Genomic DNA, 23,148 nt, shown 5'->3' with positions numbered 1-23,148 from the left:
ATGCATGGAATGTTCTTGTTGGAGTATGGAAATGACTCATAGAAAAACAATTATTAATACCCTTTTATTGACTGCACTTTTCGGTGGCGCCACCCTGGCTCACGCCGCCGATGTCCCCGCCGGTACCAAGCTTGCTCCCGAGCAAACCCTGGTGAAAGGCAATGGTTCCGAACCCGCCACCCTGGATCCCCAGAAAGTGGAAGGTACCCCCGAATCCAACGTATTGCGTGACCTGTTCGAAGGTCTCGTCTCCTCCGGCCCCAAGGGTGAGACCCTGCCCGGCGTCGCCGAGTCCTGGGAAACCAAGGACAACAAACATTACGTGTTCCACCTGCGCAAGGATGCCAAGTGGTCCAACGGGGATCCCGTCACCGCTCATGACTTCGTCTTTGCCTTCCAGCGCGCGGTGGATCCCAAGACGGCCTCTCCCTACTCCTGGTACATGGAGATCCCGACCATCATCAATGCCTCCGACATCATCGCGGGCAAGAAGCCGGCCGACACTCTGGGTGTGAAGGCGGTGGACGATCATACCTTCGAGGTGCAGCTGGAGAAGGCGGTGCCTTACTTCGTCAGCATGCTCTCCCACACCACCACCTATCCGGTCCCGAAGAAGGTGATCGAGAAGTTCGGTGACAAGTGGACCCAGCCCGGCAACATGGTATCCAACGGCGCCTACGTGCTGAAGGACTGGGTGGTCAACGAGCGCGTCGACGTCGAGCGCAACCCCAACTACTGGAACAACGGCAAGACCGTCATCAACAAGGTGACCTACCTGCCCATCCAGTCCACCAACGCCGAGCTGAACCGCTATCTGGCTGGCGAAGTGGATCTGACCTACAACATGCCCATCGAACGCTTCAAGCAGATGAAGAAAGAGCTGCCGGACGAAGTAAAGGTCAGCGGCTATGTGGGCACCTACTACTACCAGTACAACTTCAAGCACAAGCCGTTTGACGACGTGCGGGTGCGTACCGCCCTCTCCTATGCCATCGATCGCAACGTGATCGCCGACAAGGTGATGGGCAAGGGCGAAACCCCGGGCTACACGCTCGTGCCTGACTTTGTAGATGGCTTCAAGCCGGTGGCGCCGGCCTGGTCCAAGCTGACCCAGGCAGAGCGCGATGCCAAGGCGAAAGAGCTGCTGACCGAAGCCGGTTACGGCCCGGGCAAGCCGCTCAAGTTCGAGCTGCTCTACAACACCGACGACAACCACAAAAAGGTGGCCGTGGCCGTCGCCTCCATGTGGAAGAAGCTCGGCGTGCAGGTGAGCCTGGTGAACCAGGAGTGGAAGACCTACCTGGAGACCAAGAAGCAGGGTAACTTCGACGTGGGCCGCGCCGGCTGGATTGCGGACTACAACGAAGCCTCCTCCATGCTGGATCTGATGCAGACCACTCACGGCAACAACGACGGCAAATACTCCAACCCGACGTTCGACAAGCTGATGAGCGAGTCCCGCAACCAGGTGGATGCCGAGGCGCGCAACAAGCTCTATGTCCAGGCCGAAGAGATCCTGGCCAAGGACATGCCGATCGCCCCCATCTATCAGTACGTGACCTCCCGCATGGTCAAGCCCTACGTGGGCGGCTACCCGGCCAACCCGCTGGACAACATCTACAGCAAAGACATGTACATCGTTGCTCACTGAGTAAAGAAACAAGTCGCATAACAAGCAGGGCCCGCCAGACGGCGGGCCTTTATTACAACCGCGACCCTTTGGAAGCAGTACAGGACAGGAAATGTCTATGTTGAAATTCATCCTTAAACGTCTACTGGAAGCGATCCCGACTCTGCTGGTCTTGATCACCGTCTCCTTCTTCATGATGCGCTTCGCCCCGGGTAACCCCTTCACCAGCGAACGCGCCCTGCCGCCGGAAGTCCTGGCCAACATCGAAGCCAAATATGGCCTGGACAAGCCCATCGGCATGCAATACCTCACTTACCTCGGCAACCTGGTCCAGGGGGATCTGGGGCCCTCCTTCAAATACAAGGACTTCACCGTCAATGATCTGGTGAGCCAGGCCCTGCCTGTCTCCGCCAAGATAGGCTCGGTCGCCTTCCTGCTGGCAGTGACCCTGGGGGTCACCTTCGGCACCATTGCGGCCCTGAAACAGAACACCCTCATCGACTACCTGTTGATGTCGTCGGCCATGGCCGGGGTGGTGATACCCGGCTTCGTGCTGGCACCGCTGCTGGTGCTCTTCTTCAGTATCTATCTGGGCTGGTTCCCGGCGGGAGGCTGGCAGGGGGGCGGCGCCCAGTTCATGGTACTGCCGGTGTTCGGCATGATGATGTACTACATCTCCGCCATCTCCCGCATCATGCGCGGCAGCATGATCGAGACCATGAACTCCAACTTCATCCGTACCGCCCGCGCCAAGGGGCTGCCCCTGCGTCACATCATCCTCAAGCACGCGCTGCGCCCGGCCATGCTGCCGGTGGTCTCCTACCTGGGACCGGCCTTCGTGGGCATCATCACCGGCTCCGTGGTCATCGAGACCATCTTCGGCCTGCCGGGGATCGGCCAGCTGTTCGTCAACGGTGCCCTCAACCGTGATTACTCCATGGTGCTCGGTCTGACCATTCTGGTCGGCGCCCTCACCATCACCTTTAACGCCGTGGTCGATATTCTCTATGCCGTCATCGATCCCAAGATCCGTTACTAAGCCGGGAGTTCATCATGGTAGTCACAACTGAAAAGCGCGAAGCCGTCGAGGCGTTCGCCCAGAAAGTGGAAGTGGTGGAAGGACGCTCCCTGTGGAAGGATGCCCGTCGCCGTTTCCTGCGCAACAAGGCGGCCCTGACCAGCCTCATCATCCTGACCATCATCGGTCTGGCGGTGATCGTGGGGCCCCACCTGTCCCAGTACACGTTCGATGACCCGGACTGGGGGGCCATGCAGAGTGCCCCGGACATGGAGACCGGCCACTGGTTCGGCACCGACAGCCTGGGGCGCGACCTGTTCGTGCGTACCTTGCTCGGCGGACGCATCTCCCTGATGGTCGGCATCATGGGGGCCCTGGTGGCTGTCATCATCGGCACCCTCTACGGCGCCGCGTCCGGCTTCATCGGCGGTCGCGTCGACAGCCTGATGATGCGCGTGCTTGAGATCCTCAACGCCTTCCCCTTCATGTTCTTCGTGATCATGCTGGTGACCTTCTTCGGTCGCAATCTGGCCCTCATCTTCCTCGCCATCGGCGCGGTGAGCTGGCTCGACATGGCGCGGATCGTGCGCGGCCAGACCCTGAGTCTCAAGAGCAAGGAGTTCATCGAGGCGGCCCACGTCTGCGGCGTCTCCAAGTGGAAGATCATCACCCGTCATATCGTGCCCAACGTGCTCGGCATAGTGGCGGTTTACGCCACCCTGCTGGTGCCGGGGATGATCATGTTCGAATCCTTCCTGAGCTTCCTGGGTCTGGGCGTGCAAGAGCCCATGACCAGCTGGGGCGCCCTGCTGGATGAAGGCTCCAAGTCGATGGAAGTGGCCATCTGGCAACTCCTGTTCCCCGCCGGTTTCATGGTGGTGACCCTGTTCTGCTTCAACTTCCTCGGGGATGGTCTGCGTGATGCCCTGGATCCCAAGGATCGCTGATACCCAGGGACCGGCAAGACGCCAAGGGGCCATCAGACCCGTTCAGGGAACGCACCGCGTTCACCACGGGCAGGCCCCCATCACGACAGCGCGATAAGGAGTACTGAGATGAAATTACTGGATGTGAAAGATCTGCGGGTCGAGTTCAAGACCCCGGACGGCAATGTGGTGGCCGTCAACGACCTCAACTTTTCTCTTTCTGCCGGCGAAACCCTGGGGATCGTCGGGGAGTCGGGCTCAGGCAAGTCCCAGACTGCCTTTGCCATCATGGGGCTACTCGCCAAGAACGGTGTCATCACCGGCTCGGCCAAATTTCAGGGGGACGAGATCCTGAATCTGCCGGAGCACAAGCTCAACAAGATCCGCTCCGAGAAGATCGCCATGATCTTCCAGGACCCCATGACGTCGCTCAACCCCTACATGAAGGTCAAGGATCAGCTGATGGAAGTGCTGATGCTGCACAAGGGGATGACCAAGGCTGCCGCCTTCGAGGAGTCGGTGCGCATGCTGGACGCGGTGAAGATCCCCGAGTCGCGCAAGCGGATGAACATGTACCCCCACGAGTTCTCCGGCGGCATGCGTCAGCGGGTGATGATCGCCATGGCGCTCCTGTGCCGGCCGCAGCTGCTCATCGCCGACGAGCCGACCACGGCGCTGGACGTGACGGTACAGGCCCAGATCATGACCCTGATGAACGAGCTCAAGCGCGAGTTCAACACCGCCATCATCATGATCACCCACGATCTTGGCGTCGTGGCCGGCATCTGCGACAAGGTGCTGGTGATGTACGCAGGCCGGACCATGGAGTACGGCCGGGTCAACGATATCTTCTATCGCCCGAGCCACCCCTATACCGAAGGCTTGCTGCGCGCCATTCCCCGCCTCGACACCGAAGGGGAAGAGCTGCCCACCATTCCGGGCAATCCGCCCAACCTGCTGCGTTTGCCCACCGGCTGTCCCTTCCAGGAGCGTTGCCACCGGGTGAGCGAGATTTGTGGCCAGCAATCGCCGATCCTGACACCGTTCAACGACGGTCGGGAGCGGGCGTGCCACTGGGTATCGGATGCCATGATCAAGGGAGTGAACTAAATGGGTACTGACAAGAAACTGCTGCTGGAAGTGTCCGACCTCAAGGTTCACTTCCATATCAAGAGTGACAAGGCCTGGCCCTGGGCCAAGCCCTCCGCCCTGAAGGCGGTGGACGGGGTGACCCTGCGCCTCTACGAAGGGGAGACCCTGGGCGTAGTGGGGGAGTCCGGTTGCGGCAAATCCACCTTCGCCCGTGCCCTCATCGGCCTGGTACCGGCCACCGACGGCAAGGTGGTGTGGCTTGGGCAGGACTTGACCAAGCTCGAGCAGAACGCCCTGCGGGAGAAGCGCAAGGAGATCCAGATGATCTTCCAGGATCCGCTGGCCTCCCTGAACCCCCGCATGACCATAGGGGACATCATCGCCGAGCCCCTCATCACCTTCTACCCGACCCTGCCAAGGGAAGAGGTGAAGGAGAAGGTGCGCGCCATGATGACCAAGGTGGGTCTGTTGCCGAACCTGGTGAACCGTTACCCCCATGAGTTCTCCGGCGGCCAGTGCCAGCGCATCGGCATTGCCCGGGCGCTCATCCTCGAGCCCAAGATGATCATCTGTGACGAGCCGGTCTCGGCGCTGGATGTCTCCATCCAGGCTCAGGTGGTGAACCTGCTCAAATCCCTGCAAAAGGAGATGGGTCTCTCCCTCATCTTCATCGCCCACGACCTCTCAGTGGTCAAACACATCTCCGATCGGGTGCTGGTGATGTACCTGGGCAACGCGGTGGAGCTGGGGACCGGCAAGGAGATCTTCGCCAATCCCCTGCACCCCTATACCAAGGCGCTGATGTCGGCGGTCCCCATCCCGGATCCGGATCTGGAGCGCAGCAAGGTCATCCAGATCCTGGAAGGGGACCTGCCATCCCCCATGAATCCGCCCTCCGGCTGCGTGTTTCGCACCCGCTGCCCGGTGGCAGGTCCGGAGTGCGCCAAGACCCGGCCCCAGCTCGAGGGCAACTTCGACCACGCGGTTTCCTGTCTCAAGGTGGACCCGCTCTGAGGATGGGAGCGTGACAGGGGCGCCCGGGTGGCGCCCCTCTTTTTTGCCTGCCCATCAAATCCTCTCTTGGCGCCAGCGGTTGTCGCTGCTACTATCCGCCTTACAAGGGGAGTAACTTCTCGCCGGTTTGTCGTCATTACGGTGCACCCATATCCTGCAGTGCACCCGGCAGCCGGGCAGTTGACGCAAGTCGGCTGTAAGTGAGACCTTGCCGAGAGGCAAGGTGTATCTGCTCCAAACGCGAACCCACTGCCTCCCGGCCGTGGGTTTTGTCGTTTTGGGAGAAGTGAAAATGGGTGAATGGTGGATGTGGACCGGTTTCTTCAGCATAGTGCTGGTCCTGTTGTGGATTGATATCCGCTTTGTCGGTGGCGGCAAGGCGCACAAGGTGTCCCTGAAAGAGGCGGGCATCTGGTCTCTCATCTGGGTCAGCGTGGCGCTCCTGTTCAACCTGGCCATCTGGCTCTGGCTGGATCACAGTGCCGGGCGCGAAATCGCGAACCAGAAGGGGCTGGAGTTTCTCACCGGCTACCTCATCGAAAAGGCACTGGCGGTGGACAACGTCTTCGTCTGGCTGATGCTGTTCGGCTACTTCGCCATCCCGGCGGAGCTGCAGCGCCGGGTCCTGCTCTACGGGGTGCTGGGGGCCATCGTGATGCGCGCGGGCATGGTGTTCGCGGGCAGCTGGCTCATCGAGCAGTTCCACTGGATCCTCTACCTGTTCGGGGCCTTCTTGCTGCTGACCGGTGCCAAGATGCTGTGGGCGGCCGACAAGGAGCCGGATCTCGAGAACAATGCCCTGCTCGGCTGGATGCGTCGTCGCTTCAAGGTGACCGAGACGCTGGAGGGGGAGAAGTTCTTCGTCTGGCGTGACGGTGTGCGCTACGCGACCCCGCTGCTGCTCATCCTGGTGCTGGTGGAGGTGAGCGACCTCATCTTCGCGGTGGACAGTATCCCGGCCATCTTCGCGGTGACCACGGATCCCTTCATCGTGCTCACCTCCAACATCTTCGCCATCATGGGGCTGCGCGCCATGTACTTCCTGCTGGCCGGGGTGGCCGATCGCTTCGCCCTGCTCAAATACGGCCTGGCGCTGATCCTGATGTTCATCGGGGTCAAGATGTTGCTGCTCGATATCTTCAAGATACCGACCGGCATCGCCCTTGGCGTGGTGGCGCTGATCCTGCTGGCCTCCATGGGACTGAGTCTGCTGATGACCCGCAAAAAGACGGCGTGAACGGCGCAGTAAAAAAAAGGGCTCCATAGGGAGCCCTTTTTTCATGTCAGCAATTTGCTTAGCGCTTGATCTTCTTGGGGTTGGTGTAGCCCCAGACGGTGTACATGTCCGCCAAGAGGGCACCGTTGTACTCCTCCAGATCAGATTGTTTCACCTCGGCATCACCCTGGCGTCCGAACAGGACCACCTCGTCACCGGGTTTGATCCCCTTGATGTCGGTGACGTCCACCATGGTGGTGTTCATGGAAGTCTTGCCCACGACGGGGGCCTTCTGGCCATGGATCAGCACATAGGCCTTGTTGCTCATGGCGCGGCGGTAGCCGTCGGAGTAGCCCATCGGCAGGTTGGCCAGCAGGGAGTCGCGCTTGAGGGTGAAGGTGCGGTCATAGCCGACGGTGTTGCCCGCCGGGTAGTGGTTGACGGAGGCGACCTGGGTCTTGAACGCCATCACCTTCTTGTACTCGGTGTAGGAGGGAATGGTGTCGCCATAGATGATACCGCCAGGGCGCACCATGTCAAAGTAGGCTTCCGGCACTTCCAGGGTGGCGAAGGAGTTGGCGGCGTGGATGGTGAGCTTGCTGCGATCCAGCTTGCCGGCGTCGATGAGCCACTGGTAGTCCAGCTTGAACTGGGCCAGCCCCAGCTTGACGTCCTCTTTCTCCTCCACCGGGAAGTGGGTCATGATGCCGACCGGGGTGATCCCCTTGAGCTTGAGCATGGCCAGGGCATCGGCCTTGGCATCGTCCTGGCGCAGATCGATGCCGTTGCGGCTCATGCCGGCGGAGTTCAGGCCGATGTGCACCGGGATGTTGGTGTGATGGCGCTGGGCGATGCCGGCGATCCCCTTGGCGCTCTCCAGGCTGCCGATGAGCTCCTCCAGCTTGTAGGGCAGGGCCTGCTCCACTTCATCCGGGGTGGCGGCCCGCACCCGCATCAGGCGACCTTCGAAGCCCTTCTCGCGAGCAACACGTGCTTCTTCGTTGCTGGCGATGCCGATGCAAGGGATGCCTGCCTTGACCACGGAAGGGACCAGCAGGTCGATGCCGTGACCGTAGGCGTCCGCCTTCATGATGGCGCAGATCTGCGGGCCCTTGTCACCGAGGCGATTCTTCAGGGTCTGGATGTTGTGCTCGAAGGCACCGAGATCCACTTCCAGCCAGGCGTTGGCGGCGGTCTGTTCCTGACCGTTGCGGTGGTCGTCGGCGAGCGGCAGATAGGGGGCGGCGACCGCCTGGCCGGCCAGCAGGCCAAAAATCAGGGTCGCGAGCAGTGTTTTCTTGTGCATGGGGCAAGTCCTTTCTTATTGTCTTGAGTTGAGGCTGGGCTCATCGCTGAGGCGAGCTGCGGCAGGGCTGGTCATAGCATGTTGCTATGCTAATGATATATTTCACTTTTTATCCAGATGCCGACTCTGGGAGTGTATCTCAACGGCGTCAATCGTGGCACGTGTTGCAGGAAGAAAATATGAAGCTGACGTTGCGGATTCCACCGTTGCTGCTGTTCGTCGTCATCGTGCTCGCCATGTGGCTGGGGCGGGGTGAGGGGAGGGCGGCGCCCCTGTGGCTGGTGCTGGTCGCCACGCTGTGGCTGGCGGGAGCCCTGCTGGGGGGCGGTGCGCTTCTGCATTTCTGGCTGCAGCGCACCACTGTGCACCCCCAGCGGCTGGAGAGCAGCCGGGTGCTGGTGACCCGGGGCGTCTATCGCATCAGCCGCAATCCCATGTACCTGGGGCTGCTCTGCTGGACCCTGGCGCTGGCGTGCTATCTGGGAGGCATGGCAGTGTGGCTCGGGCCGCTGCTGCTCTGGGGCTGGCTTACCCGCTTCCAGATCCTGGCGGAGGAGCAGGCGCTGCGGCGACAATTCGGCGATGCCTATGACGACTATTGCCGACAGGTCAGGCGCTGGTGCTGAGGCGCGGCGTGCCCCATCAGGCATATGACAACGGCCCGCAGAAGCGGGCCGTTGTCATGGGGGTCAGGGGGGATCACGCCTTGGCGGTGTCCACCTCGCCGAGGGGGGCGGTCTCCCCCAGGCTGTCTTCGCTCTTGGCCACCACGCTCGCGGCGATGGCGTTGCCCAGCACGTTGGTGGCGGAGCGCCCCATGTCGAGGAAGTGGTCGATACCGAGCAGCAGCAGGATGCCCGCTTCCGGGATGTGGAACTGGTTGAGGGTGGCGGCAATCACTACCAGGGAGGCGCGGGGCACCCCGGCCATTCCCTTGGAGGTGACCATCAGCAGCAGCAGCATGGTGATCTGCTGGGCCGTGGAGAGCTCGATGCCATAGGCCTGGGCGATGAACATCACCGCGAAGGTGCAGTACATCATGGAACCGTCCAGGTTGAAGGAGTAGCCCATGGGGAGCACGAAGCTGGCGATGCGCTTGTCACAGCCAAATTTCTCCAGCCTGTCCAGGGTCTTGGGGTAGGCGGCCTCGGAGCTGGCGGTGGAGAAGGCCAGCAGGATGGGCTCGCGGATGAGGGCGAGCAGTGTCAGGATGCGGCGGCGGATGAAGAGGCTGCCCATGGCGATGAGCAGCAGCCATAGGCAGCCGAGCGCCAGATAGAACTGGGCCATGAAGGTGCCATAGGTAGCGAGGATGCCGAGCCCCTCCTTGGCGACCATGGCGGCGATGGCGCCAAACACCGCGAACGGGGCGAAGTTCATCACGTAGCCGGTCACCTTGAGCATGATCTCGGCGCCGCTGGCCATCAGCTTGACCACGGGCTTGGCGTCGTCCCCCAGGGCGGCGGCGGCCAGCCCGAAGAAGAGGGAGAAGACCACGATCTGCAGGATCTCGTTGGTGGCCATCGCCTCGACCACGCTTTTCGGGATGGCGTGGGTCACGAAATCCTTGAGGGAGATGGCGGTGGCAAGCACGCCGGAGCTGGCGCCGTCATCGGGCAGGGAGAGGGAGAGCCCCACCCCAGGTTGCATCAGGTGGACCATGACCAGCCCCAGGGTCAGAGACATCAGGGAGGCGAGCATGAACCAGCCCAGGGTCTTGACGCCGATGCGGCCCACGGTGCGGGTGTCACCCATCTTGGCGATGCCGACCACGAGCGTGGTGAACACCAGGGGGGCGATGATCATCTTGATGAGGCGCAGGAAGATGTCGGTCAGCAGGGTGATGTCATCGGCAAAGCCTGCGGCCTGTGCGGGCGCGAGCAGGCGATAACCCTGCCCGGTCACGATGCCAAGCAACATCGCAATGAGGATGGCAACGGTCAACTTGTTCATTTTCATGGGGGAGTTCCGGTTTCGATAGGTGCAATGCCTGTGCAGGCGGCGAGGGGCCGCCTCAGTCCTTTTTTGTGATCCGGGCGGTGGAATCCAGACAGCCGGTGTGCTGGAGCATGCCTAATCGCGAAGGGGAAATCCAGTGACTTGTTTCGGAGTTTTGCGCTATTGTTAGCTGCATTTGATATGCATCTTGTGATTTATTTGTATTAATCGCTGTTTATTTTAATTTTTGCGAGATAAACGGCTTCCATGCTCTGTGCGTCCCGGGGGCTGGCCTCCAGGGTGAAGACGAGCAGGGCCGAGGTGCGATGTTCCACCTGCATGTCGTCCATGAAGGTGTCTGGCTCGTACTCGTCGAACCCGAATTGGGGGCGGGTCGGGGTGACCCTGACGGCATCCCGCGACAGGGTCAGCGTCTCGACCCGAATCCAGGGGTATCCCTTTGCCAGTGCCACCTCACCGGCCCGCTTGAGCACGTATTTGCGCGCCGTTTCCCTGTCCACCAGATCGTTTCCCACAAACTCCAGTTGCCAGCGGGCCGGGCCAAGCTGGGTCTGTGAAAAACCGGTCTGGCCATTCCAGAACGATTTTTCACTGTCATAGGCGGTGGCGCAGCCCGCGAGCTGGCCGACCAGCAGGGCGCTGAGGGCAAGGGTGCAGAAAGTACGAAGGGAAGGCAACATGATGCGGGCCGCTTGGCAAAGGGGGTTTTACTACAGCACAAAGGGATCGGAGAGACAATCGCGGTGGAAGACCATAAAAGAAAAGGCCTTGTCGTCTGACAAGGCCTTTCTCGGGGAATTTGGTCGGTGTGAGAGGATTCGAACCTCCGACCCTCTACACCCCATGCAGATGCGCTACCTGGCTGCGCTACACACCGACGGAGTCAGCTCGGCTGACGGGGAGGGAGTTTATGGAGATGCCCCGACCCTGTCAACAGGGGAAATTCAGGTTCGAGATCGTTTGCCTGCTTTGCGAGCAACTTCGGATCAAAGTGCGACCAGTGGTGCATTTTGTCGGCACCTCACCGCTGTCTTGCAGGAAAAACGGCCACCCGGAGGTGGCCGTTTGGCGTGATGCTCTCAAGCCGAGATCAGCGGTTGAAGGTGAGACGCTTGCCCAATACCTTGTCGGTGACTTGGCCGTTCTGCCAGGCTATTTGCCCGTTGACCAGGGTCATCTCAAGCAGGGCGCGCTGGAAGCGGTCATCATCCAGATCAGCGGTTGAAGGTGAGTCGCTTGCCCAATACCTTGTCGGTGACTTGGCCGTTCTGCCAGGCTATTTGTCCGTTCACCAGGGTCATCTCGATGGTGCTCTGGAAGCGGTAGCCGTTGAACGGGGACCAGCCGCACAGGTAGAGCAGGTTGCTGTCGGTGACCACGTAGGGCTTGCCGAGATCCAGCAGCACCAGGTCGGCGAAGTAACCTTCCCGGATGTAGCCGCGATCCTGCACCTGGAAGCGCTCGGCCACCGCGTGGGAGGTCTTCTTGACGATGGTTTCCAGCGAGAAGACGCCGTTGTGGTAGAGCTCCAGCAGCGCCTGCAGGGAGTGCTGCACCAGGGGCACGCCGGAGGGCGCCTTGAAGTAGCTGTTCTGCTTCTCTTCCCAGGTGTGGGGAGCGTGGTCGGTGGCGATGATGTCGAGCACGTCGTTGCGTACCGCATCCAGCAGGGCGTGCTGGTCGGCAGCGCTCTTCACCGCCGGGTTGCACTTGATCTGGCTGCCCAGGGTGTCGTAGTCCGCCTCGTTGAAGAAGAGGTGGTGGACGCACACTTCGGCGGTGATGTTCTTGTCCTTGAGATCCTTCAGATCCGGGGTGGCGGTAAAGAGTGAGAGCTCTTTCGCCGTGGTCAGGTGCAGCACGTGCAGCTTGGCGCCGTACTGCTTGGCCAGGGAGACCGCCATGCTGGAGGATTTGTAGCAGGCGTCCGCGCTGCGGATGCGGCCGTGCTCGCGCATGGGCACGTCTTCGCCCCACTTGGCGCGAGCTTCGTCTTCCAGCACCTTGATGGACGGGGTGTCCTCGCAGTGGGTGACGATCATCACCGGGCTCTCGCGGAAGATGGCTGCCAGGGTCTCCTGGTTGTCCACCAGCATGTTGCCGGTGGAGGCCCCCATGAAGATCTTGATGCCGCAGGACTGCTTGGGATCGAGTTTCTTGATCTCTTCCAGGTTGTCGTTGGTGGCACCCAGGTAGAAGCTGTAGTTGGCGGTGGCGGAGTTGGCGGCGATCTGGTATTTGGCTTCGAGGGCGTCGATGGTGGTGGTCTGGGGATTGACGTTGGGCATTTCCATGAAGCTGGTGGTGCCACCGGCCACGGCGGCCCGGGATTCACTGGCGATGGTTCCCTTGTGGGTCAGGCCGGGCTCCCGGAAGTGGACCTGATCATCGATCATCCCGGGGATGAGATGACGGCCCGTTGCATCGATCACCACGGCATCGGGGGCACTGATGTCCGGGGCGACGCGGGCGATCCGCTCACCCTCGATCAGGACGTCGGAGGCATAGATGCGGCCTTCGTTGACCAGGGTGGCATTCTTGATAAGCAATTTGTTCATGGGGGGTTCCAGTTCCTTTGCCGATAATCCGGGGTCATAATATCGCAAACTGCACTTTCTCTGTAGCAAGGCCTGAGTAATGAAGTTATTTGTTAGAGATTTGACTGTGATCGATTCCAGCTATTTATGCGAGCGCCGCGGCATGGTGGGCGAGAGCTGGCTGGTGGACATCGAGATGAGTGGCGAGCTCAACGAGATGAGCATGTTGCTGGACTTCGGTCGGGTGAAGAAGCTCATCAAGTCGATCATCGATGAAGAGGTGGATCACAAGCTGCTGGTGCCGACGGAATGTCCCCTGGTCCATGTCCACGCGCTGGAGAACGACGAGAGCACCGTGGATCTGCTGCGTCCGGGTCGCGCCATCCACCTGCGCTGCCCGACCCAAGGGTTTGCCTTCATTCCCGCCCCCCAGGTGGATAAAGAGTCGGTGACCCGCTATCTGCTGGGGGTACTGGCCAAGCGTCTGCCCGGCAACATCAAGGATCTCTCCCTGACGTTGCGCTCGGAGCGCATCGAGGGCGCCTTCTACCACTACAGCCACGGCCTCAAGAAGCACGACGGCAACTGCCAGCGCATCGCCCACGGCCACCGCTCTCCCGTCGAGATCCTGGTGGATGGAGAGCGTGACGAGGAGCTGGAGTTCAACTGGGCCGAGCGCTGGGCCGACATCTACCTGGGCACCGAAGAGGACAGGGTGGCCCTTGGCGAACTCGCCCTGAGCGAGCGGGCCGAGGCGTCACTGAAAGAAGGGGACGCTCACTACATCGGCTTCAAGTATGTGGCGCCCCAGGGGTTGTTCCAGCTCGCCATGCCGGCGGCGGAGGTGGAGATGATCGACACCGATACCACCATCGAGCTGCTGGCCCATTACATCGCCCGCGAGGTGAAGAAGCAGGTAGGGGACAAGTTCGTCAAGATTGTCGCCTATGAAGGGGTCGGCAAGGGCGCCATCGCCTACGCCTGAGCCAGGTTCTTCGCTGCCATGAAAAGGCCCCGCCAATGCGGGGCCTTGTCGTATCGGGTCGTGGCCATCAGGCACTGAGGCGGAAGCGCTGGACCAGCCCCTCCTGCTGCTCGGCAAGGGAGTCGAGCTGCTGGCTGGTCTCGGCGACCCGCTCTATGCCCTGATAGTTGAGATCCGAGATGTCGGAGATGCGGTTGAGGTTGGTGGCGATGTCGGCGCTGGTGGCCTGCTGCTGCTCGGCGGCGGAGGCTATCTGGCTCGACATGTCGCTGATGAGCACCACGATGCCCTGTACCTCTTCCATGGCGTTGTTGGCCTGGGAGCTCTGATCCACGCAGCTGTCCATCTCGCGGGAGCACTCCTGCATCACGTTGACTGCCCGGGCGACGCCTTGCTGCAGGTTCTCGATCATGGTCTGGATTTCGCTGGTGGACTGGGCGGTGCGGCCAGCCAGGTTGCGCACCTCGTCGGCCACCACCGCAAACCCGCGTCCCTGATCGCCGGCGCGGGCCGCCTCGATGGCGGCGTTGAGGGCCAGCAGGTTGGTCTGCTCGGCGATGCCGCGGATGACGTCGAGGATGTTGCCAATCTGGCCGCTCATGGCGCTCACGTCGCCAATCACCTTGCCGGTCTGCTGCAGCTTGCCCGCGAGCTGATGGGTGGTGGTGATGTTGCCTGCCATTACCTTGCGCCCCATCTCGGAGGCCTTCTCCACATCCTGCACCCGCTCCAGGGTCTGGTTGGCGGCCTGGGCCACCTCCCGCACCGAGGCCTCCATCTGGGTCATGGCGGCGGCGACCGAGGCGGTCTCCTGACGCTGTTTCTCCAGATCCGCCCGCACCGATTCGGTGGTGTGGCGGTTGTCGTGGGCGGCGCTGTTGAGCTGGGTCGAAGCCTGGGAGAGCTGCTTTAGCACATCCCCCATCTGGTGGATCAACAGGTTGATCTGGCTGGCGAGCTGGCCGAATTCGTTCTGGCTCTTGAAGCCGACCCGCTGGGTCATGTCACCCTGGGTCACTTCGGTCAGCACCCGCAGCAGCTCTTTCAGGGGGCGGCGGATGGCCTTGCCCAGGGTGAAGGCCACCAGGATGGCGACGAAGATGGCGATGGCGATGCTGACCCCCTGGGTCAGGGTACTCTGGGTCTGCACCCGATCGGAGGCCTGGATGCTGGCGTTCATCAGCTGCTGGCTCTGGGCGGTGATCCCCTCCAGCTTGTTCTGGATGCTGAGGATGAGCTGGCTCGCCTGCTTGCTCTGCTCGCGCATGGCCTGCTGCTGCTTCATCAGGGCCAGGTATTGGGAGAGCACGCCGTCATTGCCCGTGGTGTCACGCACGAAGCCATGGACGTAGTGGCCCATGTTGTTGTCGAAATCCTTGAGCTCTCCCTGGAGATCCTTGATGGTGCTGTTGAAGCCCTCGATCTGCATCTTGTTGCGCTTGAGCGCCGCCTCGATGGGGGCGGGGATGCTCTGGTTGAGGGCATCCATGGTGGAGAGCTCGATGGCGGAGAGCTTGGTGGTCAGGGTCTCGGAGAGCATCTTGATGAAGCTGTCGTCGATGGTGACCATCATGTCCCCCAGGTTCTTCTTGAACTGGGGCAGGCTGACCTGGAACTGGCCCTTGGCCTGATTGACCTTGTGCAGCCGGGTGAGCAGGGCCTCGTGTTCGCCGGGCAGGGTCTGGGTCAGTTGCAGGTAGTCATCCACCAGCTTGACGAGTGCAGTCATGTCCGCCTGCAACTGGGGATGAACCGCCACCTGCTGCTTGAGGCTGGCGACCATCTTGTCGACCTGGCCCTTGGCCTGTTGCAACTCGGCCACTTCCGCAGGCAGTTGCTTGAGATCCTGCTCGGTCAGCACGTCGGTGAGCCATTTGTTGGCGCTGAGCAGGCTTATCTGGGTCTGGCTGCTGGCGAGTACCAGCGGCATGGACTCCTGGGTCACCTGATCCAGGGCGCCGCTGAGTTCGCTCTGGCCGCGAAAGGTCAGTACCGCACTGGCGACCATGACGGCGACCAGGATGGCAAAGCCCAGATAGACTCTCTGTAGGATCGAGAGGTCTGACATTGTTTGTTTCATTATTGTCCCGCTGTCTGTGCAAAAGTCCCTTGCCTGAGTACCCCGTCCCTTTGATACCCTGCATGCCCCGAAGGGGATGCCGTTGTGGTTCGCGGGACGTCTCCTCGCTATCGGTATTCTTCACAATAACTGAAGCGATTGGGACAACGGCTGTGCCAAATGTCGGCTTGTGTCACACTTGGCGCGTTGCGGCGGCCTGTTTGGGAGCCGCTTGAGCTTTGTATTGAATTTTCTTTTTCCTATAAAGGAGTTACCCATGGCGCAAGAAACCATTTTCAGCAAAATCATCCGCAAGGAGATCCCCGCCGACATCCTTTATCAAGACGATCTGGTGACCGCGTTTCGCGACATCCAGCCCAAGGCCAAGACCCATATCCTGATTATTCCCAACGTGCTCATCCCCACCGTCAATGACGTGGAGCCGGATCACGAGCTGGCGCTGGGCCGGATGTTCACCGTGGCCCGCAAGCTCGCCAGCGACGCGGGCATCGCCGAGGACGGCTACCGCCTCATCATGAACTGCAACCGCCACGGCGGGCAGGAGGTCTATCACATCCACCTGCACCTGGTCGGTGGCGAGCCTCTGGGACCCCTGCTGAGCCTGTGATGCGCCTCGTCACGTCGACCGGCCTGCTGTTGGCCGGTCTGCTGCTGGGGGGCTGTGCCTCCCAGTGGAAAGACATGTTCGTCTCCTACTCGGATCAGATGGTGCCCTTGCGCAACCAGCTGCTGCTGGGCCATGCCGCCGAGGCCCTGCCCGAGGTGCGCGAATCGACCCCGGGGGACGACACCTTCGTGCTCGACCAGCTGGAGAAGGGGCGCATCGCCTGGCTGGCGGGTCAGGACGGCCCCAGCAAGCAGGCCTTTGCCGCCGCCGACAGCCGGCTTGCGTGGGAAGACAGTCAGGCCGAGTACCGCCTGAGCCAGGGACTGGCCCAGGCGGGCAGCCTGCTCACCAACGATCAGACCCTGGCTTACCAGGCGCCCGATTACGAGCGCACCATGCTGCACCACTATCTGGCGCTCAACTACTTGCAGCGCGGGGATGCCGACGGCGCCCTGGTAGAGGTGCGCCGTGCCAACCAGGTGCAGGAGCAGGCCCTTAAACGGCGGGCCGACGAGGTGCGCAAGGCCGCGCAGGAGGGGGAGCAGGAGGACGAAGCCGGGGAGATGCGCCAGCTGATGTCGCGCGGCGCCCCCGAGCTCGATCGCCTGATAGGCCAGGTGAAAAACGGTTTCCAGAACGCCTACACCTTCTATTTCTCCGGCGTGCTCTACGAGGCGGCCGGGGATCTCAACGACGCCTGGGTCGATTACCAGCGCGGCTATCAGATAGCGCCGGACAACCAGAGCCTGCAGGATGCCCTGCTGCGCCTGGCCCGGCTTCGCGGCTCTCCCGAGGAGCTCAAGGAGACCGAGCAACGGATGGGCCGCAAAGCGCCGCCCTTGGCCAAGGATCAGGGCCAGCTGGTGGTGCTGTTTGAAGATGGCCTCATCCCGGCGCGCCGGGAGCTCTTCCTACCGCTGCCCATCTCCACCTCCAGCGGCGATTTTCGTACCTTTACCGTGGCGGTGCCCTATTACGACAATCGGGCCAGCGATGGCGCCCCGCTCACCCTGTCGGTGGGCAAGGGGGTGGCGCAGACCAGCGAGCTGGTGAGGCTGGAGGCGCTGGCGGCCAAGGATCTGCAGGAGCGGCTGCCCGGCATGCTGACCCGGCAGGCCCTGCGGCTGGTGGCCAAGGAGCAGGTACGGCGCACCGCCGCCAAGGAGGGGGGGGATGTGGGCAACATCCTGGTGGGGATCTTCAACACCCTCTCGGAGCGGGCGGATACCCGCAGCTGGCTGACGCTGCCCGCCAAGGCCTCGAGCTGGCAGGGGATGGTCCCGGCCGGGAACGTCACCCTGACCCTGGGGGCGGGCAGCGCCATGCGCACCCTGCCACTCAGCGTCCACGCCGGGCGCACCACCCTGGTGTGGGTACAGCGCCTGGGGAGCGGGCTCACGACCCGGGTGATGCCCCTCTAGGGGGAACCGGATATGGCAACTCAGATGAATGACCGGTCAGGCCGACGGCCACCGGCAAGGAGAACAAGATGAAAGCACAAGGGTTGGCCCTGGGCCTGGTTCTGCTGCTGACGGGCTGTGCCACCAATACTTCCGGCGTGGCGCTCTATGGCGCGGCCGGTTCGGCGGCGGTGGCCGAGCAGCATCAAAACGTCAACGTCACCCTGACCGAACTCAGCCGGCGCCAGCAGAACGGCCTGTTGCAGGTCAACGTGGCGGCGGCCAGCACCCAGCGTGGTGACAACAGGCTGCAATATCTCTTCTACTGGTATGACGACGCGGGGCAGGAGGTGGCCAGCGATGGCCGCGGCTGGACCCCCCTCAAGTTGCATGGCTACCAGACCCGCACCCTGTCCGCCCTGGCGCCGAGCCCGGCCGCCCGGGGTTACCGGATTTACGTTCGCGAAGTGATGGAGGAATCCTACTGATGAAAATGAATCATGCCCTGCTGATCCTGACCGGCGCCCTGCTGCTGGGCGGCTGCTCCAGCACCACCGTCAGCTATGGCGATCCCACCGAGACCGAGACGGTGACCGTCGATTACGGCTCCTCCGACTTGCAGGCCATCGCCGACAAGATGGCGGATTCCATGCTGGCGTCCCCGGCCACCAGCGAGATCACCGCCGGGGGCCGCCCGGTGATGTTCATGGACTCCATCCGCAACAAGACCTCGGAGCACATCGACACCGAGGCCATCACCGACACTATCCGCACCAAGCTGCTGCGCTCGGGCAAGTTCCGCTTCGTGGACATGAGCAAGGTGGCGGCGGTCAAGCAGCAGCTCGAATACCAGCAGGGCAGCGGCATGGTGGATCCCGCCACCATGGTGCGGCTCGGCAAGCAGACCGGTGCCCGCTACATGGTCTATGGCAACCTCGCCAGCATCGTCAAGGACAACGGCAAGGTGAAGGACGTCTACTACCAGATGACCATGAACCTGATGGATGTGGAGAACGGCGAACTGCTGTGGGCCGATCAGAAAGAGATCCGCAAACAGGCCAAGAAGTCCACCTTTGGCTGGTGAGGACCCGCGGGGGCAGGGGGATCTGGCGGAGCTGGCGCTCCTCGCCAGCCTGCCGGCGCCCTGGGATCAGGGGCGCCTTGAGCCGCTGGGCCAGGGCCTGACCAACGGCAACTACCGGCTCTGTCTCCCCACTGGCGAGCAGGCCTTCCTGCGCCGCGGTCATCCGGATCCGGTGCGCCTTGGCATCGACCGGGCCACCGAGTGGCAGCTCTACCAGGGGGCGGTGGGGCAGGGGCTGGCGTTGCCCTGTCATCACGGCGATCCCGCCACCGGCCTGATGCTGCTGGCGTGGTGCGACGAACCCAACTGGGCCGAGCAGGCGCCGCCTCTCGCCGCGCAGCCCCGCCTGATGGCGGATGTGCTGGTGCGGCTGCACCGCCTGCCGGTGCCGACCGTGGTGATGGCGGTGCGGGCTCACAGCGGCGGGTATCGGCAGCGTCTGGCCCATATCCCTCCCTGGCTGCCCGCCCTGGAGCGGGCCCTGCTCGCGAGCCGGGAGCCGGACGACTGCTGGCTCCCTTGCCATCACGATCTCAATCCGGCTAACTTGTTGGGGGCGCGGCCCTGGGTCATCGACTGGGAGTACGGCGCCGCCGGTCATCCTGGGTTCGAGGTCGCCAGCATTCAGCGCACCCACGGCTGGAGCGAAGAGCAGCGGTGCCAGTTGGAGAGCTGCTATCTTGAAGCCATGGACGGGGCAGCGACGGGGCTGGGGCCCCGGGGATTCCAGGCCGATGCCTTCCTGCCCTGGGTCGATTACATCGGCCTGCTGTGGGCGCTGCTGATGGCCGAACAGCAACCCGGGCCCGAGTATCAGGCCCTGATCGACATCAACCGCCAGCGCCTGGAGTGATGCCCGGCAACGGCCCGCGCGACGCGTGTATTCAATGAATGGGAGGCATGCATGGTGACCACATTCTCATGGCGTCAACCGCGTAGCTGGAGCCTGCTGCTGCTCTGCCTGCTGCTGACGGGTTGCGCCACCCGGGTGATCTACTACTGGCTCGACTCGGCCATCGTCTGGCAACTGGACGACTACTTCTCCCTGGACCGCAGCCAGAAGAAGCTGCTGGACCAGGAGGTGAAGGGGCTGATGGCCTGGCACCGGCAGCATGAGCTGCCCATCTATGCCCGGGATCTCGACGCCCTGGCCAAGGCGGTGGCCAGCCCCATGAGCCCGGCCCAGGTGACCCTGCATCTGGACAGAACCCAGGCGAGCCTGACCCGTACTCTGGAGAATGCCATTCCCCGCACGGTGCGCCTCGCCAAGACCCTGACTGACGAGCAGGTGGCTCGCTTCATGGCCGATCGGGTGAAGCGCCAGCAGGAGCGCCAGCACGACTTTGCCACCCAGTCGAAGGCCGAGATGATCAAGGGCTTTCGGGAGAAGATGAACGAGCGCCTGGTGTTCTGGATTGGCAAGGTGAAGCCGGCCCAGGAGCCCCTCATCACGCAGTGGGCCGAGTGGCAATACGAGATGATGGCCCCCTGGCTCGACTTTCAGGAGGCCTGGACCAAGGAGCTGGATCGGCTGATGAAACAGCGCCAGAGTCCGGATTTCGGCCAGGAGCTGACCCGCTTGCTCCAGCAGGGGGACGGCCTGATGGATGGCCGCTTCACCGGCTACACGGACCAGTCCCGCCAGCGCACCATCCAGTGGCTGAGCGATCTCAGCCACTCCATGGATCTCTCCCAGCGGGCCCACCTCTACACCCTGCTCAAGGACTATGCCGAGGACTTCGAGGGCATGACCCGCAGCCGCTGAGGACGCGGTGAGACAACACAAGGGCGGCGGGCCCCGGGCCTGCCGCCCTTGTTCTTGTGGGGCAGGCTGTGGTAGCTTGCCCTTTCTATTGTGTGGGAATTAACTTTTGAACCTGACCGACAACGTGAAACTGGCGGCGATGACCCTGCTCATCACCCTCGCACTGTTGTTCTCTACCCTCTCGGTGGAGGGGGTCAAGGTACCCGCGTTCCAGCCCTCGGCCCAGCAGGCCCACTCGCTGGCGGAGGGGGCGGCACCTGCCGACGCAAGCCCGGCGGCCCACGGCGTCAGCGGCAGTGACGATGGCATCGTCAAGTTCGTCGGCTCCCACCAGAATCACCTGCTGCGCCTCGAGCACTCCCTGAGCCGCGATCATCAGCCCGGCAGCGTGGTCTACGAGCTGGTCATGAGCTGGGCCCAGCAGGGGATCCTGCTGCTGCTGTGCGGCCTGCTGCTCTACGCCGCCCTCTTCTACCCGGGGACGAGCTTTCGCGATCACTTCGCCGGCATTCACAGGCGCCGCCTGCAGCGCCGGCATCTGCAGTACCGCTTCGCCCAGAGCTTCCTCGCCTGACCCCGATGGGGTCAGCTTGCCACCTGTTGCCTCATCTTCTCTCTGTTGCTGTTCACTTTTAGTGAACGGCTAGGCTGTCTTGTTTCATTTTTTTGCACGGCGCGACCCCGGTGTCGCCCCTTGCCATTGCCTGACAGAGGCCGATTACATGAGAAAAAAGAGTCATACCGTGTTGAACCGCATGAGCCTGTGGCAGTACGCCCTGTTGCTGCTGATGCTGGTCACGTTCGCGTTCTATTCCCTGCCCACCTTCTTCGGTGAGCAGCCCTCCCTCGGTCTGCACGGCCAGTCGCGCCTGAGCGACGCGCAGCGCACCCTGCTGGCCGAGAACCACATCGACCCCCTCAAGCAGATCGCCCAGGGCGACCGGATGGCGCTGGTGTTCGCCAGCCAGGGGGAGCAGCAACTGGCCAAGCAGTTGCTGGAGCAGCAGGGGCTGGACAGCGCCGCCCTGACCCTGGAGTTCTACTCCAACGCCCCGGCCTGGATCAGCCGTATCTATTCACCAGGACGGGGTTGACGGCATCAGTTCTGCCGGGATGGGATAATCTGTCTTCTCGATGCACGCCCTGACCACGGCCCTCAACCACTCCTGTGGGCAGCGGCCCAATCGCTTGCCGGTCTCCACCAACGACAGGATGCGCTGGCGAAACAGCTCGCCCCGGTGAGACCACACGCCGTAGCTACCCTTGCGCCAGAGCACATAGCCACGCAGCGCCCGCTCCGCCTCGTTGTTGGTCAGCGCTATTTCGTCGTCAGTCATAAACCGCCACAGCATCTCGTCATCCCGCAGCAGCAACTGGCATCGTCCACGGTAGCGTTTGCTGCACAACAGGGCGCCGCGCTCCAACTGGCTTCGCCAGCTTTGCCGGTAACGCGCGAGCCTGCGCAGGTATTTCTGCTTGCTCAACGCACCGCTTTCCCAACGGTGCCGGGTACGAAACACCGCATCCGCCAGCAAGACCAACCGGGCACCGATGGGCTGGTTGCACTGCTCGCTACTCTCGGCGATGGCCGCGAGATTGCGGGCCACGTGGGCCCAGCACAGTTGCCGCTGGTCGGCGTCGATAAACCGGTAGCCGGCGTACTGGTCGGTCACCAGCACCCCGTCAAACTCGGCGCCCAGCAGCCGCTTGGCCGCCTCCTGACCACGGCCATAGGCCGTCATGAAGCAGACGGCTATCTTGCTCAGCGCCAGCCACATCCAGCGGCGCTCTCCACCCCGCTGATGCCGGGTCTCATCGGCATGAACGTGGGTGGCCGTCTGCACCTGCTGCTTGATGGCCTGGTAGGTCGGGGTGAGCATGGCACTCACCCGCCCCTGCGCCTCACTGATGGCGCCCCGGCTAAAACTCAGGCCGAAATGCTGTTTGAGCTGCTGCTGTATCTGGCTGACGCTCTGGTGAAACTGGCCGCTTTGCAGCGCGATGTAGCTGAGCAGATTGGCCCCCATCTGGCTGCTGCTGACGTTGTCTGGCAGTGCGGCCTGGGTCGTGCCGATACACCGTGAGCAGGTCGCACGATACAGTTGGTGTTCGGTGACGAGATAGCTCACCTCGGGCAGCTCGAACACCTGATGAACCTGATAGGGTTTGGCATGGGCCACCATGTCCCCGCCACAGCAAGCGCAATCGGCGGCAGGGTAATGCGGGACCAGGGTCAGGCGGGCATCAAGCGGATGCCGCTCGCGGCGATGTCCCTTGTGACCGGGCTGCGCCCCCCGTTGCTTGCCGGACGCCGGACGCTTGCGGGCCGGCGGCGGTGCACCGGGGCCGTCGCTGGAAGGCGGCTTGGAGGAGTTGCCGCTGTGCTGATTGAGGCGGTCCTCCAGCTCGGCGATGCGGTCGAGGAGCTTATAAATCAGCTCGTTGGCCTGCTCCAGAGTGGTGGGCATTCCCGCGGAATGCATGGTGTTTTTGCTCATGGGGGGAGCGTATCTAAGGAGCAGGATCAAG

Annotated in this window: 22 protein-coding genes, 1 tRNA gene and 1 pseudogene; 17 read left to right on the top strand and 7 right to left on the bottom strand. The window is 62.5% G+C overall.

What is annotated here, in order from left to right; genetic code table 11:
* Positions 1-31 precede the first annotated feature (31 nt).
* From AB5Y64_RS10980 to AB5Y64_RS10955, 6 genes are all read left to right on the top strand, one after another.
* Positions 32-1,651, top strand: coding sequence for an ABC transporter substrate-binding protein (locus AB5Y64_RS10980; RefSeq protein ID WP_041212840.1), 1,620 nt, complete (start codon positions 32-34; stop codon positions 1,649-1,651).
* A gap of 97 nt (positions 1,652-1,748) precedes the next feature.
* Positions 1,749-2,669 (top strand): oligopeptide ABC transporter permease OppB, encoded by a 921-nt coding sequence (oppB, locus tag AB5Y64_RS10975; RefSeq protein ID WP_010674330.1) that lies wholly within the window; start codon positions 1,749-1,751, stop codon positions 2,667-2,669.
* Positions 2,670-2,683: 14 nt separating this feature from the next.
* Positions 2,684-3,595: an oligopeptide ABC transporter permease OppC gene (gene oppC / locus AB5Y64_RS10970; RefSeq protein ID WP_010674331.1), complete on the top strand. Its 912-nt coding sequence runs from the start codon at positions 2,684-2,686 to the stop codon at positions 3,593-3,595.
* A gap of 108 nt (positions 3,596-3,703) precedes the next feature.
* Positions 3,704-4,684, top strand: coding sequence for an ABC transporter ATP-binding protein (locus AB5Y64_RS10965; protein WP_039038983.1), 981 nt, complete (start codon positions 3,704-3,706; stop codon positions 4,682-4,684).
* Entirely contained in the window at positions 4,685-5,680 is a 996-nt protein-coding gene (gene oppF / locus AB5Y64_RS10960) for a murein tripeptide/oligopeptide ABC transporter ATP binding protein OppF (protein WP_010674333.1), read from the top strand.
* 292 nt (positions 5,681-5,972) lie between these two features.
* Positions 5,973-6,917, top strand: a complete 945-nt coding sequence (locus AB5Y64_RS10955) for a TerC family protein (protein WP_041212841.1) — start codon at positions 5,973-5,975, stop codon at positions 6,915-6,917.
* Between the two features lie 58 nt (positions 6,918-6,975).
* On the opposite strand, the gene alr is transcribed toward AB5Y64_RS10955, so the two are convergent.
* Entirely contained in the window at positions 6,976-8,202 is a 1,227-nt protein-coding gene (gene alr / locus AB5Y64_RS10950; RefSeq protein ID WP_041212842.1) for an alanine racemase, read from the bottom strand.
* A gap of 179 nt (positions 8,203-8,381) precedes the next feature.
* On the opposite strand from alr, the gene AB5Y64_RS10945 reads away from it, so the two are divergent.
* Positions 8,382-8,828: an isoprenylcysteine carboxylmethyltransferase family protein gene (locus AB5Y64_RS10945; protein WP_119197753.1), complete on the top strand. Its 447-nt coding sequence runs from the start codon at positions 8,382-8,384 to the stop codon at positions 8,826-8,828.
* Between the two features lie 73 nt (positions 8,829-8,901).
* On the opposite strand, the gene AB5Y64_RS10940 is transcribed toward AB5Y64_RS10945, so the two are convergent.
* From AB5Y64_RS10940 to AB5Y64_RS10930, 3 genes are all read right to left on the bottom strand, one after another.
* Positions 8,902-10,161 (bottom strand): dicarboxylate/amino acid:cation symporter, encoded by a 1,260-nt coding sequence (locus tag AB5Y64_RS10940; RefSeq protein ID WP_041212843.1) that lies wholly within the window; start codon positions 10,159-10,161, stop codon positions 8,902-8,904.
* Positions 10,162-10,364: 203 nt separating this feature from the next.
* Entirely contained in the window at positions 10,365-10,841 is a 477-nt protein-coding gene (locus AB5Y64_RS10935; RefSeq protein WP_041212844.1) for a hypothetical protein, read from the bottom strand.
* A 120-nt stretch (positions 10,842-10,961) separates the two neighbouring features.
* Positions 10,962-11,038 (bottom strand) — tRNA-Pro (locus tag AB5Y64_RS10930).
* Between the two features lie 33 nt (positions 11,039-11,071).
* Here AB5Y64_RS10930 and AB5Y64_RS10925 point away from each other — a divergent pair.
* Positions 11,072-11,386 (top strand): hypothetical protein, encoded by a 315-nt coding sequence (locus AB5Y64_RS10925; protein ID WP_041212845.1) that lies wholly within the window; start codon positions 11,072-11,074, stop codon positions 11,384-11,386.
* Here the strand turns inward: AB5Y64_RS10925 and AB5Y64_RS10920 are convergent.
* Positions 11,376-12,719 carry a dihydroorotase gene (locus tag AB5Y64_RS10920; RefSeq protein ID WP_319902243.1) on the bottom strand — a complete coding sequence of 448 codons (1,344 nt, stop codon included), beginning with the start codon at positions 12,717-12,719 and terminating at the stop codon, positions 11,376-11,378. The genes AB5Y64_RS10925 and AB5Y64_RS10920 overlap by 11 nt on opposite strands.
* Before the next feature lie 79 nt (positions 12,720-12,798).
* Between AB5Y64_RS10920 and AB5Y64_RS10915 the strand changes: the two genes are divergently transcribed.
* Complete coding sequence (locus tag AB5Y64_RS10915) at positions 12,799-13,683, top strand: 6-carboxytetrahydropterin synthase (protein ID WP_069652656.1); 885 nt, start codon at positions 12,799-12,801, stop codon at positions 13,681-13,683.
* A 67-nt stretch (positions 13,684-13,750) separates the two neighbouring features.
* On the opposite strand, the gene AB5Y64_RS10910 is transcribed toward AB5Y64_RS10915, so the two are convergent.
* Positions 13,751-15,763, bottom strand: coding sequence for a methyl-accepting chemotaxis protein (locus AB5Y64_RS10910; protein ID WP_171865462.1), 2,013 nt, complete (start codon positions 15,761-15,763; stop codon positions 13,751-13,753).
* A 256-nt stretch (positions 15,764-16,019) separates the two neighbouring features.
* On the opposite strand from AB5Y64_RS10910, the gene hinT reads away from it, so the two are divergent.
* The 8 genes and pseudogenes from hinT to secD all read left to right on the top strand — a co-directional run.
* Entirely contained in the window at positions 16,020-16,370 is a 351-nt protein-coding gene (gene hinT / locus AB5Y64_RS10905) for a purine nucleoside phosphoramidase (RefSeq protein WP_010674343.1), read from the top strand.
* Positions 16,370-17,791, top strand: a complete 1,422-nt coding sequence (locus AB5Y64_RS10900; RefSeq protein ID WP_279955794.1) for a hypothetical protein — start codon at positions 16,370-16,372, stop codon at positions 17,789-17,791. Before hinT ends, AB5Y64_RS10900 begins: the two co-directional genes overlap by 1 nt.
* A gap of 68 nt (positions 17,792-17,859) precedes the next feature.
* Positions 17,860-18,258 carry a YcfL family protein gene (locus AB5Y64_RS10895; RefSeq protein ID WP_201927066.1) on the top strand — a complete coding sequence of 133 codons (399 nt, stop codon included), beginning with the start codon at positions 17,860-17,862 and terminating at the stop codon, positions 18,256-18,258.
* Positions 18,258-18,854, top strand: coding sequence for a penicillin-binding protein activator LpoB (gene lpoB, locus AB5Y64_RS10890; RefSeq protein WP_010674346.1), 597 nt, complete (start codon positions 18,258-18,260; stop codon positions 18,852-18,854). The genes AB5Y64_RS10895 and lpoB overlap by 1 nt, the downstream gene beginning before the upstream one ends.
* Positions 18,844-19,707, top strand: a complete 864-nt coding sequence (locus AB5Y64_RS10885; RefSeq protein WP_041212851.1) for a phosphotransferase — start codon at positions 18,844-18,846, stop codon at positions 19,705-19,707. The genes lpoB and AB5Y64_RS10885 overlap by 11 nt, the downstream gene beginning before the upstream one ends.
* Before the next feature lie 51 nt (positions 19,708-19,758).
* The gene (locus AB5Y64_RS10880) at positions 19,759-20,619 is read left to right on the top strand and encodes a DUF6279 family lipoprotein (RefSeq protein ID WP_041215412.1); all 861 of its coding nucleotides are present in this window, start codon (positions 19,759-19,761) and stop codon (positions 20,617-20,619) included.
* 106 nt (positions 20,620-20,725) lie between these two features.
* Positions 20,726-21,193 (top strand): hypothetical protein, encoded by a 468-nt coding sequence (locus tag AB5Y64_RS10875; RefSeq protein ID WP_368203771.1) that lies wholly within the window; start codon positions 20,726-20,728, stop codon positions 21,191-21,193.
* A 148-nt stretch (positions 21,194-21,341) separates the two neighbouring features.
* Positions 21,342-21,692 (top strand): annotated as a pseudogene (secD, locus tag AB5Y64_RS10870) (protein translocase subunit SecD); the annotation flags it as partial.
* A gap of 3 nt (positions 21,693-21,695) precedes the next feature.
* On the opposite strand, the gene AB5Y64_RS10865 reads toward secD, so the two are convergent.
* Positions 21,696-23,117 (bottom strand): IS66-like element ISKpn15 family transposase, encoded by a 1,422-nt coding sequence (locus tag AB5Y64_RS10865; protein WP_043155065.1) that lies wholly within the window; start codon positions 23,115-23,117, stop codon positions 21,696-21,698.
* Positions 23,118-23,148: the final 31 nt, after the last annotated feature.

The organism is Aeromonas sp. R5-1, assembly GCF_040908265.1.
In the GTDB taxonomy this organism is placed as follows: domain Bacteria; phylum Pseudomonadota; class Gammaproteobacteria; order Enterobacterales; family Aeromonadaceae; genus Aeromonas; species Aeromonas caviae.
Note: the sequence above shows the minus strand (reverse complement) of the source record. Positions and strands in the feature narration are given on the sequence as shown.

Excerpts from the sequence above, each read along its gene's own strand:
- AB5Y64_RS10980 (WP_041212840.1), top strand. The coding sequence starts at position 32 with ATGACTCATAGAAAAACAATTATTAATACCCTTTTATTGACTGCACTT.
- oppB (WP_010674330.1), top strand. The coding sequence starts at position 1,749 with ATGTTGAAATTCATCCTTAAACGTCTACTGGAAGCGATCCCGACTCTG.
- oppC (WP_010674331.1), top strand. The coding sequence starts at position 2,684 with ATGGTAGTCACAACTGAAAAGCGCGAAGCCGTCGAGGCGTTCGCCCAG.
- AB5Y64_RS10965 (WP_039038983.1), top strand. The coding sequence starts at position 3,704 with ATGAAATTACTGGATGTGAAAGATCTGCGGGTCGAGTTCAAGACCCCG.
- oppF (WP_010674333.1), top strand. The coding sequence starts at position 4,685 with ATGGGTACTGACAAGAAACTGCTGCTGGAAGTGTCCGACCTCAAGGTT.
- AB5Y64_RS10955 (WP_041212841.1), top strand. The coding sequence starts at position 5,973 with ATGGGTGAATGGTGGATGTGGACCGGTTTCTTCAGCATAGTGCTGGTC.
- alr (WP_041212842.1), bottom strand. The coding sequence starts at position 8,202 with ATGCACAAGAAAACACTGCTCGCGACCCTGATTTTTGGCCTGCTGGCC.
- AB5Y64_RS10945 (WP_119197753.1), top strand. The coding sequence starts at position 8,382 with ATGAAGCTGACGTTGCGGATTCCACCGTTGCTGCTGTTCGTCGTCATC.
- AB5Y64_RS10940 (WP_041212843.1), bottom strand. The coding sequence starts at position 10,161 with ATGAAAATGAACAAGTTGACCGTTGCCATCCTCATTGCGATGTTGCTT.
- AB5Y64_RS10935 (WP_041212844.1), bottom strand. The coding sequence starts at position 10,841 with ATGTTGCCTTCCCTTCGTACTTTCTGCACCCTTGCCCTCAGCGCCCTG.
- AB5Y64_RS10925 (WP_041212845.1), top strand. The coding sequence starts at position 11,072 with ATGGAGATGCCCCGACCCTGTCAACAGGGGAAATTCAGGTTCGAGATC.
- AB5Y64_RS10920 (WP_319902243.1), bottom strand. The coding sequence starts at position 12,719 with ATGAACAAATTGCTTATCAAGAATGCCACCCTGGTCAACGAAGGCCGC.
- AB5Y64_RS10915 (WP_069652656.1), top strand. The coding sequence starts at position 12,799 with ATGAAGTTATTTGTTAGAGATTTGACTGTGATCGATTCCAGCTATTTA.
- AB5Y64_RS10910 (WP_171865462.1), bottom strand. The coding sequence starts at position 15,763 with ATGAAACAAACAATGTCAGACCTCTCGATCCTACAGAGAGTCTATCTG.
- hinT (WP_010674343.1), top strand. The coding sequence starts at position 16,020 with ATGGCGCAAGAAACCATTTTCAGCAAAATCATCCGCAAGGAGATCCCC.
- AB5Y64_RS10900 (WP_279955794.1), top strand. The coding sequence starts at position 16,370 with ATGCGCCTCGTCACGTCGACCGGCCTGCTGTTGGCCGGTCTGCTGCTG.
- AB5Y64_RS10895 (WP_201927066.1), top strand. The coding sequence starts at position 17,860 with ATGAAAGCACAAGGGTTGGCCCTGGGCCTGGTTCTGCTGCTGACGGGC.
- lpoB (WP_010674346.1), top strand. The coding sequence starts at position 18,258 with ATGAAAATGAATCATGCCCTGCTGATCCTGACCGGCGCCCTGCTGCTG.
- AB5Y64_RS10880 (WP_041215412.1), top strand. The coding sequence starts at position 19,759 with ATGGTGACCACATTCTCATGGCGTCAACCGCGTAGCTGGAGCCTGCTG.
- AB5Y64_RS10865 (WP_043155065.1), bottom strand. The coding sequence starts at position 23,117 with ATGAGCAAAAACACCATGCATTCCGCGGGAATGCCCACCACTCTGGAG.